At 34.4% G+C, this 13,877-nt stretch carries 11 protein-coding genes; 10 read left to right on the top strand and 1 reads right to left on the bottom strand.

What is annotated here, in order from left to right; genetic code table 11:
• Window positions 1–26 precede the first annotated feature (26 nt).
• Window positions 27–689, top strand: coding sequence for a response regulator (locus tag BMX64_RS11885; protein ID WP_091172119.1), 663 nt, complete (start codon window positions 27–29; stop codon window positions 687–689).
• A 92-nt stretch (window positions 690–781) separates the two neighbouring features.
• Entirely contained in the window at window positions 782–2,485 is a 1,704-nt protein-coding gene (locus tag BMX64_RS11880) for a tetratricopeptide repeat-containing sensor histidine kinase (RefSeq protein WP_244273291.1), read from the top strand.
• Here the strand turns inward: BMX64_RS11880 and BMX64_RS11875 are convergent.
• Complete coding sequence (locus BMX64_RS11875) at window positions 2,460–2,957, bottom strand: metallophosphoesterase family protein (protein ID WP_091172115.1); 498 nt, start codon at window positions 2,955–2,957, stop codon at window positions 2,460–2,462. The genes BMX64_RS11880 and BMX64_RS11875 overlap by 26 nt on opposite strands.
• 246 nt (window positions 2,958–3,203) lie before the next feature.
• On the opposite strand from BMX64_RS11875, the gene truA reads away from it, so the two are divergent.
• From truA to BMX64_RS11835, 8 genes are all read left to right on the top strand, one after another.
• Window positions 3,204–3,944 (top strand): tRNA pseudouridine(38-40) synthase TruA, encoded by a 741-nt coding sequence (gene truA, locus BMX64_RS11870; protein ID WP_091172212.1) that lies wholly within the window; start codon window positions 3,204–3,206, stop codon window positions 3,942–3,944.
• Window positions 3,945–4,030: 86 nt separating this feature from the next.
• Window positions 4,031–5,785, top strand: coding sequence for an ABC transporter ATP-binding protein (locus BMX64_RS11865; protein WP_091172211.1), 1,755 nt, complete (start codon window positions 4,031–4,033; stop codon window positions 5,783–5,785).
• 213 nt (window positions 5,786–5,998) lie between these two features.
• On the top strand, window positions 5,999–7,387 hold the full coding sequence (gene lpdA / locus BMX64_RS11860) for a dihydrolipoyl dehydrogenase (protein WP_091172113.1): 1,389 nt from the start codon (window positions 5,999–6,001) through the stop codon (window positions 7,385–7,387).
• 230 nt (window positions 7,388–7,617) lie between these two features.
• Window positions 7,618–8,403 (top strand): hypothetical protein, encoded by a 786-nt coding sequence (locus BMX64_RS11855; RefSeq protein ID WP_091172110.1) that lies wholly within the window; start codon window positions 7,618–7,620, stop codon window positions 8,401–8,403.
• Between the two features lie 279 nt (window positions 8,404–8,682).
• Window positions 8,683–9,519 carry a serine O-acetyltransferase gene (locus tag BMX64_RS11850; protein WP_167543061.1) on the top strand — a complete coding sequence of 279 codons (837 nt, stop codon included), beginning with the start codon at window positions 8,683–8,685 and terminating at the stop codon, window positions 9,517–9,519.
• A 5-nt stretch (window positions 9,520–9,524) separates the two neighbouring features.
• Window positions 9,525–10,439 (top strand): cysteine synthase A, encoded by a 915-nt coding sequence (gene cysK, locus BMX64_RS11845; protein WP_091172109.1) that lies wholly within the window; start codon window positions 9,525–9,527, stop codon window positions 10,437–10,439.
• Window positions 10,440–10,818: 379 nt separating this feature from the next.
• Window positions 10,819–11,838 (top strand): DUF6414 family protein, encoded by a 1,020-nt coding sequence (locus tag BMX64_RS11840; RefSeq protein WP_091172107.1) that lies wholly within the window; start codon window positions 10,819–10,821, stop codon window positions 11,836–11,838.
• Window positions 11,839–12,480: 642 nt separating this feature from the next.
• A complete protein-coding gene (locus BMX64_RS11835) occupies window positions 12,481–13,548 on the top strand; it encodes a calcium:cation antiporter (RefSeq protein WP_091172210.1) in 1,068 nt (355 codons plus the stop codon).
• Window positions 13,549–13,877: the final 329 nt, after the last annotated feature.

Below are 13,877 nucleotides of genomic sequence, written 5' to 3'. Positions count from 1 at the left end.
CATAAATTTGACATAACAATTACGATATGTTAAAAAAAATTAGAATTCATCTCGCTGATGACCATCAAATTCTTATTGATGGCATTCGTACTTTATTGCACACCATTCCTGTCTTTGAAGTAGTAGGGTTTTCACTCAATGGCAGTAGTATTTTTAATGAAGTCACCGATAACAAATCTGACATCCTTATTCTGGATATTAACATGCCCGAAAAAGATGGTATTGAAGTCATTAAGGAATTTTCAGAAAAAGGATTTCCTTGTAAAGTAATTATTTTATCCAGTCACGATGACTTAAGAATAATAAAAGAAGTCATGAAACTTGGAGCAAGCGGCTATCTTACAAAAAAATGTGCTGGAGATAATATAGTTGAAGCAATACAAACCGTTTCCAGAGGAGAAGAATATTTTTGTAAATCCGTCAGAGAAAAAATATTTAGTACAGTCACTAAAGATAATCCAAAACTAAACAGACAAGAATCAAATCCAAATTCGATTTTAACCGAAAGGGAATTAGAAATCATCACATTGATTTCATTGGAATATAGTGGTAAGGAAATCAGTGATCGGTTATTTATCAGTACCAACACGGTTGAGACGCATCGGAAAAATATAATGAAAAAATTAGATGCAAAAAACTCGATTAGTCTTGTCAAATATGCCTTGAGAAATAATTTAGTAAAATCCTAAATCTATAATTCAGACTTTAAGTAGCTTAGCTTTTCAAAACAATACATTTAAATAGAGATACATTATTTATGGCTCCACATCGAATTTTTATATTGATACTAATTCTAATCCATTTTTTCAATATCCCCTCTTTTGCTAAAGAAAAAAAAAACACACTAAAGGAGATTACCCAAATATCAAATGAGGCACTAAAAGATATGGATGCCGGAAATTTTGAAAAATCTTTAATAAAATCAAGACTTGCTTTAAAGTATGCCATCGCTATTAATGACAATAATCTTATTGCATCCGTATACAACACGATTGGAGCTAATTTTGATGGATTAGCAGAGTTCGACAAAGCTTTTTTTTACTATAAAAAAGGACTTTTATATGCTAATAAAACCAACAATGATGAGTTAAAAAATTGGCTGAATAACAATATAGGAAACATCTATTGCTTTGATAAAAAACAATACGAAAAAGGAATTTTTTATTATAAAAAGTCTTTAGAATACAGCGAAAAATCGAAGGATTCCATGCAAATTGTTTTTACCAATCTCAACCTGACTTGGGCCTATTTTGATATTGGCCAATTTGAAAAAGGGTTTCCTCATTTAAAATTCATCAATAAATACCACAAAAAACACGGAGACGAATCTACTATTGTTGCACTCAACATGCTCAACGGGATGTATCACAGCTATAAAAACAACCCTGAAAAGGCGGTCGTTTTTTTCCAAAATGCGATAAAACTAGGAACCGAAGGAAATCAAAAATCTGATTTATCCTATTCGCATTATGAATTCTCTAAATTTTTATTAAAAAAAAACGACTATGAAAATGCGTATAAAAACCTTGAATTATACAATAAAATTACAGATGAATTAAATATCGAGGAAAAACTCAACAAAGCAAATGTTGTCGGAATAAATCTTCAAATTGACGAGTATAAAAGAGAAATCGACAAAATAGGAAATGACTACAAAACAAAAGAATCTATACTAATACAAGAGCAATCCAGAAACAAAAAAATTGTTATATTATTACTCGGAATCCTATTGGTATTGTCCATCCTTTTTTATCTCTATTCTCAAAATACACAGCTAAAACAAAAAAATAAAATTAAAGACATACAAAGTCAACTGCAACAAAATACGATCAACGCCTCTATCAACGGACAAGAATTAGAACGAAAAAAAATCGCTTCGTTTTTACATGATAACATCAGTGCTTTATTATCCTCTGCAGGGTTGCACCTCAATGCATTTACCTCTAAAAACCACACTAATGCAGAAGAAATCATAAAAACCAAAGCCATATTAGAAGAAGCACACGATCAAATAAGGGATTTATCTCATGAACTGATGCCAACCCTTTTAGCACGATTTGGTTTATTTTATGCCTTAGAAGATTTATGCGAAAAAAACTCTAACTCGGTAATTCAATTTAACTACTATATTGTGGTGCCTACAAAAACACGTTACAATGAAAATTTTGAGATGAAAATGTATTTTATCATAATGGAATTATTAAACAATATTATAAAACACAGCCGCGCCACTCAGGCAAATTTGACTATTCAAGAAAACAATAATTCACTCCAAATCAAAATCGAGGATAACGGTAAAGGATTTGACAACGATAAATTTTATATTCTGGAAGGTTTCGGAATCAACCAAATCAAAGCCCGAATAAACAATCTAAAAGGAACCATTCTAATAAATTCTAAGCTCAATTCAGGAACAACTGTTACTATTGAAGTGCCTATTACCTATCAAAAAAAAATAACTACACCCGTTTTTCCATCTCAATAATTTCCATATCCTTGATTTTGTCGCCTTCAATAACAAATCGCAACATGGTACGTACTTGGTGAAAACCACTTTTTCCAGCGGCTCCTGGATTCATGTGCAATAAATTATGTTTTTTATCAAAAATAACTTTCAGGATATGCGAATGGCCACAAATAAATAATTTTGGAGGATTCGATTCCATCTCCACTTTAATATTGGGATTGTATTTCCCAGGATAACCGCCAATATGCGTAATCCAAACATCCACTCCTTCACACATAAAACGATTGTGCAATGGAAATTCCATTCGCGCCTTGGCATCGTCGATATTCCCATACACGCAACGTAGCGGTTTTAGCTTTTTTATAGTATCAGTCACGGCCAAATCACCAATATCTCCGGCATGCCAAACCTCGTCAGCCTGCACGACATATTTCAAAATCGTATCATCAATGTGACTGTGCGTATCGGAAAGCAGAAGTATTTTTTTCATATTTATGTTATCATTGCAACGCTTGAGGCAATCTGGAGCTATTTCCCGCTTTCCACTTCAATCTTTTTATCCGCCGAAAAGGCGATTAAAAAGGATTTCCGTTACAATCAGGGCTAGGATTTTGTGGTAAAAATAAACATTCAAATTCCAAATAAAAAATGAAATCGAAACTTAGCAAAGTTTGCACCAATGCGACTTCGTGGCAAAAAAATTAATAAGTATCTTTGTGGCTTCAAAAAAATTCACTTGAGATATTTTATCAAATTAGCATACAACGGAACCCATTATCACGGCTGGCAATACCAACCCAATGCTGCTTCCGTTCAGGAAACAATGAACAAAGCGTTTTCTGTGCTATTGAATACAACCATCAATCTTATGGGAGCCGGAAGAACAGATACCGGAGTTCATGCGAAAGAGATGTATGCTCATTTTGATTTTGACAAATCGTTGGACACTCCAAGTTTAGTACACAAACTCAACTCTTATTTGCCCAAAGACATTGTTATTTATGACATTATTCCGGTACATGATGAAGCGCATACTCGTTTTGATGCCACAAAAAGAACCTACGAATATCATATCAATTCATTCAAAGATGTTTTTTCGCAAGAGCAAAGCTGGTATTTCCATCAAAAATTGGATGTCGATTTAATGAATGAAGCGGCACAACTATTGTTCAATCACACTGATTTTCAGTGTTTTTCAAAAGTAAATACGGATGTAAATACATTTGACTGCACGATTTTTGAAGCCAATTGGAAGCAAGAAAATGGCAACCTGATTTTTACAATTTCGGCCAATCGTTTTTTACGAAATATGGTACGGGCAATTGTGGGAACATTAGTAAACATAGGATTACATAAGATTACATTGGCTGATTTTACTGCCATCATAGAAAGTAAAAACCGAGATAATGCTGGTTTTTCGGTTCCGGCGCATGGTTTGTATTTAACCAAAATAGAATACCATTACATTACGCAATAGCCCTGATAGCAGTGAAAATCCTTTTATGTTTTTGCTGCCAAAAACATAAAAGATTGCAACGAATAGCAGGAACAGCTCCAAAAAATATGAAAGCAAAAGCATTTGATACCAGATTATTCAAACGAATATTAAAATTCACCAAACCCTATCAATGGCGTTTTAATGGTGTAATTATTTTCGCCATTTCGCTATCGATTTTTGCGGCATTGCGTCCGTATTTATTGAAGCAAACCGTGGATGGTTACATTGCAACGCAAGATCAACAGGGATTATTGATGTATGTCATCTTGATGGGAATTGTGCTTTTACTGGAGGTATTTTCGCAATTTTACTTTGTCTATTGGGCGAACTGGCTCGGTCAGGATATTGTAAAAGACATTCGGACGAAACTGTTTCAACATATTCTAAGTTTCCGAATGAAATATTTTGATCACGTTCCTGTGGGCCAACTCGTAACGCGTTCGGTTTCGGATATTGAATCGATTGCCCGAATTTTCAGTCAGGGATTATTCATGATTATTAGTGACTTAATGAAAATGGTTGTCGTATTGGCTTTTATGTTTTACATGAACTGGACCTTGACTTGGATTGTGATTGTGGCAATGCCAATTCTGGTTTTCTTCACCCGAATTTTCCAAAAGAAAATGCAAGTCGCTTTCGAAGAAGTGCGAACCCAAATAGCAAATATGAACTCCTTTGTGCAGGAACGGGTAACAGGAATGAAGATTGTCCAACTCTTTAACCGTGAAAAAATTGAGTACGAAAAATTCAAAAATATCAACGACAAGCACAAAAAAGCGTGGATAAAAACCATTCTTTACAACTCCATCTTCTTCCCTATTGCCGATATTATTTCGTCATTAACGCTTGGTTTTATTGTGTTATATGGCGGAATCAAGATATTAAACGGGGATAATTTTACCACTTTTGGAGATTTATTTTCGTACACGATGTTCATCGGAATGTTATTCAATCCGTTGCGTCAAATTGCGGATAAATTCAACGAGATGCAGCTGGGAATGATTGCAGCAAACCGTGTTTTTGACATTTTAGATACTGAAGATCAAATTCAGGATACCGGAACTATCGAAGCTCCGATTTTTAAAGGAGATATCAAGTTCAAAAAAGTTCGTTTTGGATATATTCCGGATGAAGAAGTGATAAAAGGAATTGATTTAGAGGTGAGTGCCGGTCAAACCATTGCCATTGTAGGCTCTACCGGTGCCGGAAAATCTACGATTATTAACTTGCTGAATCGTTTTTACGAAATTAACAGCGGTTCTATTTATATCGACAATCACAATATTGAGAATTACACTTTAGGTTCTTTACGCAAACAAATTGCGGTTGTATTGCAGGATGTATTCCTTTTTGCAGATACTATTTTCAATAACATTACCTTGAATAATTCTGAAATTAGTCGGGAACAGGTTTTGGCTGCAGCCAAAAAAATTGGCGTACACGAATTCATCATGAGTTTACCTGATAATTATGATTTTGATGTTAAGGAACGCGGCGTTATGCTTTCTTCCGGTCAACGCCAATTGATTGCTTTCTTGAGAGCGTATGTGAGTAATCCAAGTATTTTGATTTTGGACGAAGCCACTTCATCAATAGATACGTATTCTGAAGAATTGATTCAGCGCGCCACGGAAACTATTACCAAAGGCAGAACATCTATTGTGATTGCGCACCGCTTGGCAACGATTGTCAATGCTGATAAAATTGTGGTAATGGACAAAGGACTGATTGTAGAACAAGGCACACACCAGGAATTAATCAACCGCGAAAGTGGGTATTACAAGAATTTGTACGATTCACAGTTTTCAGTAGCGAATTAGTTTTTAACCGAGAAGGACACAAAGATTTATTAAAGAGTTTGAGGATCGTAAATTTCTGAAAATTGGTTAGTTTGCCACTTTATTACTTTGAAACTTTCTCAAAACAGAATAAATCCTTAAATTCGCCCAATCAATTAAACACAAAAAAACACATAAAAGAAATGAGTTTTTACGAATTCATTTATCAACAAAAAACAAATAAAAAACTTTGAAATGAAATACGATATTATAGTTTTAGGAAGTGGTCCAGGTGGTTATGTTACAGCTATTAGAGCATCACAATTAGGCTTTAAAGTAGCCGTAATAGAAAAAGAAAACTTAGGCGGTGTATGCTTGAACTGGGGTTGTATCCCAACAAAAGCATTATTAAAATCAGCTCAGGTTTTTGATTATCTAAAACACGCTTCTGATTACGGATTGACGGTTTCATCATTTGATAAAGACTTTCCTGCTGTTGTACAACGCAGCCGTTCAGTAGCTGACGGAATGAGCAAAGGTGTTCAATTCTTGATGAAAAAAAATAAAATCGACGTAATTGATGGTTTTGGAAAACTAAAACCAGGAAAGAAAGTTGATGTTACTGACAAAGACAATAAAGTTACTGAATACAGTGCAGATCATATTATCGTAGCTACTGGAGCACGTTCTCGTGAGTTGCCAAACTTACCTCAAGATGGTGTAAAAGTAATTGGTTACAGACAAGCAATGACATTACCAACACAACCAAAATCGATGATTATTGTTGGTTCAGGAGCGATTGGAGTTGAATTTGCACATTTCTATAACTCAATGGGAACTGAAGTTACCATCGTAGAATTTATGCCAAATGTAGTTCCTGTTGAAGACGAAGACATTTCGAAACAAATGGAGCGTTCTTTGAAAAAAGCAGGGATCAAAATCATGACAAACTCATCTGTTGAGAGAATTGATACAACTGGAGCAGGTGTTAAAGCATTTGTGAAAACGGCTAAAGGAGAAGAAGTTTTGGAAGCGGAGATTTTACTTTCGGCTGTTGGAATCAAAACCAACATTGAAAACATAGGATTAGAAGAAGTAGGAATCGCTACTGACAAAGATAAAATTTTGGTAAATGCATACAACCAAACGAACATTCCAGGTTATTACGCCATTGGTGATGTTACGCCAGGACAAGCGTTAGCGCACGTAGCTTCTGCGGAAGGTATCAATTGTGTGGAGAAAATTGCAGGATTACATGTAGAACCTATCGATTACGGAAACGTTCCGGGTTGTACGTATGCGACTCCAGAAATTGCTTCAGTAGGTTTGACTGAAAAACAAGCTAAAGAAAAAGGATACGAATTGAAAATTGGTAAATTCCCGTTCTCAGCTTCAGGAAAAGCGAAAGCTGCCGGAACTCCGGATGGTTTTGTAAAAGTAATCTTTGATGCTAAATACGGCGAATGGTTAGGATGTCACATGATTGGAGCCGGAGTTACCGATATGATTGCTGAGGCAGTTGTGGCGCGTAAACTGGAAACTACAGGACATGAAATCCTAAAATCAATTCACCCACACCCAACCATGAGTGAGGCGGTTATGGAAGCTGTTGCTGATGCGTATGGTGAGGTAATCCACTTATAGAATTTAGAATAAAGATTTCAGATTATATATTAATCCGATTTGTTAAAGCAAATCGGATTTTTTTATATCCTTAATGCATTCGCCAAGAGATAAAATAGTTATAAGAATTATGAAAGTTTTAGACAGAATTACGTAACAAAAAATGCAGCCCTTATTCCGTAATTTGAATAAATTAAAATAGTTAACTAAACGAAATCCATTTTCTTTATAATTATTTAAATAGATGTCTTATGAGAAATATTTATCTGAATGCCGGAACAATAAATGAAGTTTTTAGTGACCTTGAAACTTCTTTTGATGGCGTTTTAAATTCAAACAACAACGGATTTAAATTAGCACTTGATACTGATTTGATTAAGGGAAATATTGACGCAGTAACCTTCATAAATGGTATTACTTCTATTCAGGTTAACATGAGATTTGCAGATGATGTAACGCTAAGTATGGAATCATTGAGCGCATCGTCAATTGTATTTGCGTATTGCACTGAGGGAACATTCAAACATAGCTTTGGTATATCTGGTCACCAATCAACGCTCAGAAAACACCTTTCAAGTGTTGTAACCAGTAAGAGAAGTATAAATACTATATTACATTTCAAAAAAGATACAGCTATTCAGTTTTCGATTATAAAAGTGGAAACCGCTAGCTTATCTAATGGGATAAATGATTCTTTAATCCCGAATTTGAAGAAAACCTTTTTAGACAAACAACCAAATTATACGTATCAAGGCATTCAAAATTTGAGAATCGCAGAAAAACTCCAACAGTTTAATGACATTACTGAGCAAGGAATGGTCGGGCATATCAAGAAAAAAGACATTATTCAATCCATAATAGCCATGGAAATTGATGACAATACTGATAATCTAATTAGAATGTCACGCACCATCAAACGTTCGACTTTACATCAAATCAATGAATTAAAAAAGATATCCGGTTTTATAAAACAGTATACATTTGACGCCATGTACAGTAAAGTTATTAATTCAAAAAACAGGATTTTTATTAAGTAATTGGTAGCGAAATCTCGTTATTGAACTTCCATATTCTTGAAGCTATTTATCATTTTAAACATTCAAATAATTCATTTTCGATATCATAAATAGGAATCCGATTGACTTTCGCCAATCGGTTTTTTTATAGTAGCATTTGCAACACAAAGCATCCATTTTGTGGGAATTTAACATATTAACATTTATTTACACAGCAGGGTTATGAACCTATTCAATTCTGCTCTATATTTGTATTTCGAGTCTTTTTTCTCGTTTAATTCTGATATTATTCCATTATAAATGAATACTGAAACCAACCGTTTTTCGAATACACTGCATAAAAACCAAAATAAAAATTGGGTAAGAGCCATCGATTCTTCCAAAATCATCACTTGGATTGATGATTTATTCAAAATATTATTCCCCGAAAAAGCTTTGGAAACCATCCAAATCGAATTGCTTTTAGACCAAAACAAAGCCAATTTTATTGCCATTCTTTCGGAGATTGTAAAAGACAAAACGGCAAATGAAATTCTGGATGATGCCGAATCTTTTTATACCGGACTTCCGAAACTATATGATTCGATGCAAAAAGATGCACAAGCCATATTAGACACAGATCCTGCTGCCGATTGCATTCAGGAAATTATCAATTCCTATCCCGGTTTTTTTGCCATTGAAGTTTATCGTATTGCAAATGCAATTGCTTCCCGAACCACTTGTCTACTGCCGCGAATTCTTACCGAATATGCGCACAGCAAAACCGGAATTGACATTCACCCAAGTGCCACCATCGATGTTCCTTTTATGATTGATCATGGTACCGGAATTGTCATTGGTGAGACCACAATCATCGGGAAATTTGTCAGTATTTATCAAGGAGTGACATTGGGAGCATTGCAAGTTGAGAAAAGCATGCAAGAAAAAAAACGCCATCCTACCGTAGAAGATCATGTTATTATTTATGCCAATGCCACTATTTTGGGCGGAAGCACCATTATAGGAAATCACAGCATTGTAGGCGGAAACACGTTTATCACGAAGAGTGTGAATCCCTATTCGTTTGTCATGCAATCCAATAAAAACACGGTTTTAAACCAGCAGGAAATAAAAGATATTAATTTTTTCTCCATATAAATACTATGAAATACAACAACATACTCGAAACAATAGGCAATACGCCACACGTAAAAATCAATCGTTTATTTGGTGCCAACCACAATGTTTGGATCAAACTGGAACGTGCTAATCCTGGAGCAAGCATCAAGGACCGAATCGCTCTTGCGATGATTGAAGATGCCGAAACCAAAGGATTACTAAAAGCAGGAGGCACAATCATTGAAGCCACATCCGGAAATACAGGAATTGGACTCGCAATGGTCGCCGCCGTAAAAGGCTATAAATTAGTGCTGGTGATGCCAGAATCGATGTCTATAGAAAGACGCCGACTCATGAGCCTTTATGGTGCCGAATTTGTCTTGACGCCCCGAGAAAAAGGAATGAAAGGCGCACTGGAAAAAGCACAGGAATTAGTCGCCGAAATGCCAAATGCCTGGTCACCTCTTCAGTTTGAGAATCCTGCCAATATTGAAATTCATAAAACAACCACCGCTCAGGAAATCATAAAAGCGTTCCCTGACGGACTGGATTATTTGATTACCGGCGTAGGAACTGGCGGTCACATCACGGGTTGTGCCGAAATATTAAAACAACATTTCCCCAACCTGAAAGTCTACGCCGTAGAACCCGAAGCTTCACCCGTTATCAGCGGAGGCGCACCGGCTCCCCACCCCATTCAAGGGATTGGAGCAGGATTTATCCCCACAAACCTGCATACGGATCTATTGGACGGAACCATCCAAGTGAGCAAAGACGAAGCATTTGCCTATGCCCAAAGAGCAGCCAAAGAAGAAGGCATGTTCGTAGGAATCTCTTCTGGAGCATCACTCGCTGCCGTGGCTAAAAAACTCTCAGAAATCCCTGAAAATGCCAAAGTCCTGACTTTTTGCTATGACACTGGCGAACATTATTTAAGTATCGAAGGCTTATTTGTATAAACGAAAAACCTCTTTAAATAGGAACCGATTTGTGAAAACAAGTCGGTTTTTTTTTATGGTGTTTATTTTTTTGGGCGTGTCCTTGTTGCAGTGCTATTGTATAAATTACTTTACTGAGTACCGCAACAAGGTCAGGCTGTTTGTTCCCGCTTTTATTGTTTTACCCTTCGGGATAAAACAATAAAGAGCTCCACTTCCATCCTTTACGCACAGTTGCTGAATAGATGTTCTTGTACGTTCAAAAATATCCTACAAATAAAAAGTCCATATGAAGATTTGTAAGATAATATTTAAAGTGTATATTTGAAAGTAATACGCTACGCAGTACCGCCTATACAAGTTGTATGCAAGCTTCTTAAAAATCCTAAAAAAACAGATAATGAAATCAATAAAAGATTTAATTTATTTTGACTATGATAAAGCTAAATCAATAAGTAGTCAATTAAGTGGAGGAATAATCAATGAAATAACAAAAGCGATTGAAGAGGAAGGTGGTTTGAATTCAGAATTTGGATTTGATTTAAAAATTTTAAAAGGAAGTGTTGGAAGTTCAGATAAAGACCGAAGAATTAGAACCGAGCGAATTGAACTTTATCATGAATTACTTAATGATGTTGAAAAAAAACTTGATGAAAAGAATATTCTTAAAGACTTAAACTTATCATTAACAACTTCATTCAATGACTTTTTAGAAAAAGTACCAAATTATACATACATTAAAGCAACTGGTTGGTGTTCATTTGAAGATTTTGAAAGATTTAAAAAAATCATGACAAACTTTAATGATATACAAAGATTAATTTATTCATCAGCACTTGAAAACAGCCCAGAAATAATTGCTCAAAAAAAAGAAATCAGTGAACTAAAACGCGGTCTTGCTAAAGCAAATAACGTGAAAGAACTAACTAAACTAAAAGCAATAGAAAAAAAATTTGACAAAACTATCGAAGAATTATCTGAAGCTCAACTTTTAGACGAAACATTTGTAGAAAGAGTAAAAGTATTTTTGGATACATTTTCACCAAACAGATTAAATTTTAGATTAGCTCCATTTGACTTGTTTCCTGAATTTCAAATACTATCAAACCTCAAGAGTGAATATTTAGTAAACGGAGATTTTGAAAATGTAATTTTCACATATGGAAGTCGTCCAAATATTAAACTTACACTTTTTGGAATAATTACTTCATGTCCTCAAAAAGAAGATGTTAGAGTTGATTTAAATGATGAATTTAATTATTATGAAGACCATGAATTAACTGAAGCAATTAATTATGATAAAATCTTTAGAAATGTCTTTTCAACATTTGAAAATTTTGAAAAATTCTTTTTTGTTCCGAATTATCCAAAAATTGCGATTAGTCCAATTGGAATATATCGAGAAGTAGTTATGGAATAAAGCCAGCATACAACAGCTAGAGATTCGTTACGTGCGAAGCACTAACAATGAAATTCCTGTTGAACGGAACCGAAGTACCTGCCGTCAACACTATACACTTATCGTAAAATTTTAGAGAGAATATCAAGAGGAATTAGTGTTCTCTTTTTTTTGAGAAGTATTTTTGGTTTGGTTTCGTGTTTTCGTTCACTTTTGCACACAAGTAATCACACGAAAAGCTATGAGTAATTCATGGCTTTTTGTTATTTTAAAAAAAAAATATAAACAAAGTATAAAGCCACAATAACCGGAGACCAAATTAGAGAAGGAATTAGAGTTGGCTTTATTAGATTTATTTTAAATTTTGGAACAGGCACATTTTACAAAACTACGCTAAGGATTAGATGTAAATACGAGCAATCTAAGACTCATACTCTTTACACAAAAACATAAAAAACACGCTGATATATTAAAAAAAATGATGCTTTCTAGGAAAAAATCATTTATATTTGAAGATATTGGAACAAAAAAATAATCGTCGTACAATCTCATTTAGGATATTAGACAAATTTTTGTTTCAAATACATAAAATTTTTTGTGCTTTTTTTGTACAAAAATAACCTGAAAGTATCCGCTAACGGCTTTCAAAAAAATCAAAAAAACATGCGTTTATTCCTCCAATGGACTATTATTATTCCCACTCTTTCTTGGATTCTATTTTTTTCCGGAATCATCAATAACAGCGAAATCTTCCAAATATTAGCAAGTATAATGCTCATTTTAAGTGTAATGTCAGCAGTGCATCATTCTGAAATAATTGCTCATCGCGTTGGGGAACCTTACGGAACAATCATACTTGCAATTTCAATAACAGTAATTGAAGTTTCAATAATAATATCGTTAATGCTTTCTGGTGGTAAAGAAGCTGTTTCTCTAGCCAGAGACACCGTTTACTCTGCAACAATGCTTATTCTTAATGGAATTGTAGGAATGTGTCTTTTTATTGGAGGACTAAAACATCACGAACAAAAGTTTTCTAAACATTCCGTAACTATTGCCCTTGTTTCACTGATCTCAATCGTAGTTTTCACATTGGTCATACCTACTTTTACAGAAAGTGCCGAAGGTTCCTATTACTCAAAACCGCAACTTATATTTGCCTCTATCGCCTGTCTGGTCATATATTCTTTCTTTTTGTTTGCACAAACCTCCAGACACAGAGAATATTTTCTTTCAACAGATACAAATAAAAATGAAAAACCTATTATAATTAGTAATTGGGTATTAACAATTAGTTTGATATTCCTGATAGCAAGCCTTGGGATTGTTGTATTGTTGGCAAAAACACTTTCGCCCACTATCGAAAGTATCGTTATTAGTCGCAACTTACCGGTATCATTGGTTGGAGTTGTAATTGCAGCTATAATCTTATTGCCGGAAGGAATTGCAGCAATCATAGCGGCTAGAAACAATAAACTTCAAACCAGTTTAAACCTGTCACTGGGATCTGCGCTAGCAAGTATTGGTTTGACAATTCCAAGTGTGGCAGTTGTATGTTTCATTTATGATATCGAAATTATCTTAGGGCTGGGTATCAAGTCAATTATTTTATTAGCACTTTCTGTATTTACAGTAATGCTGTCTCTGAGTAGCGGCAGGACCAATATCGTTTATGGAGTTGTGCTTTTAGTCAATTTATTTGCCTTCATATTCCTAATAATATATCCTTGATCTAGAAAAATATTCAATTCTATTTTTAAAATAATATAGGATAAAAGCCCCTCAAAGATTATTTTTTGAGGGGCTTTTATATTGTATACAGCTGCTAAGGAATTATTGTTAATTATATATTTTATTCTTGACTCAAAAAAACTCGCTTATTTCCTCCTTTAGTATTGCATGTCTCAAGAAATCCGATATATCTGCTAAATTCTAAAAAATAATTGCAATCATTTCTAGTCTACAAATGAATCGCTATTTTATTATTTGTTTAATTATTTGTTAAAAATATTAAACAAAACAGATAAATAGCTATCTTTGAATATCTTAATTTAATTTAA

Origin of the sequence: Flavobacterium sinopsychrotolerans, from assembly GCF_900110375.1 — a bacterium.
GTDB lineage: Bacteria > Bacteroidota > Bacteroidia > Flavobacteriales > Flavobacteriaceae > Flavobacterium > Flavobacterium sinopsychrotolerans.
Note: the sequence above shows the minus strand (reverse complement) of the source record. Positions and strands in the feature narration are given on the sequence as shown.

Excerpts from the sequence above, each read along its gene's own strand:
- BMX64_RS11885 (WP_091172119.1), top strand. The coding sequence starts at position 27 with ATGTTAAAAAAAATTAGAATTCATCTCGCTGATGACCATCAAATTCTT.
- BMX64_RS11875 (WP_091172115.1), bottom strand. The coding sequence starts at position 2,957 with ATGAAAAAAATACTTCTGCTTTCCGATACGCACAGTCACATTGATGAT.
- BMX64_RS11865 (WP_091172211.1), top strand. The coding sequence starts at position 4,031 with ATGAAAGCAAAAGCATTTGATACCAGATTATTCAAACGAATATTAAAA.
- lpdA (WP_091172113.1), top strand. The coding sequence starts at position 5,999 with ATGAAATACGATATTATAGTTTTAGGAAGTGGTCCAGGTGGTTATGTT.
- BMX64_RS11855 (WP_091172110.1), top strand. The coding sequence starts at position 7,618 with ATGAGAAATATTTATCTGAATGCCGGAACAATAAATGAAGTTTTTAGT.
- BMX64_RS11850 (WP_167543061.1), top strand. The coding sequence starts at position 8,683 with ATGAATACTGAAACCAACCGTTTTTCGAATACACTGCATAAAAACCAA.
- cysK (WP_091172109.1), top strand. The coding sequence starts at position 9,525 with ATGAAATACAACAACATACTCGAAACAATAGGCAATACGCCACACGTA.
- BMX64_RS11840 (WP_091172107.1), top strand. The coding sequence starts at position 10,819 with ATGAAATCAATAAAAGATTTAATTTATTTTGACTATGATAAAGCTAAA.
- BMX64_RS11835 (WP_091172210.1), top strand. The coding sequence starts at position 12,481 with ATGCGTTTATTCCTCCAATGGACTATTATTATTCCCACTCTTTCTTGG.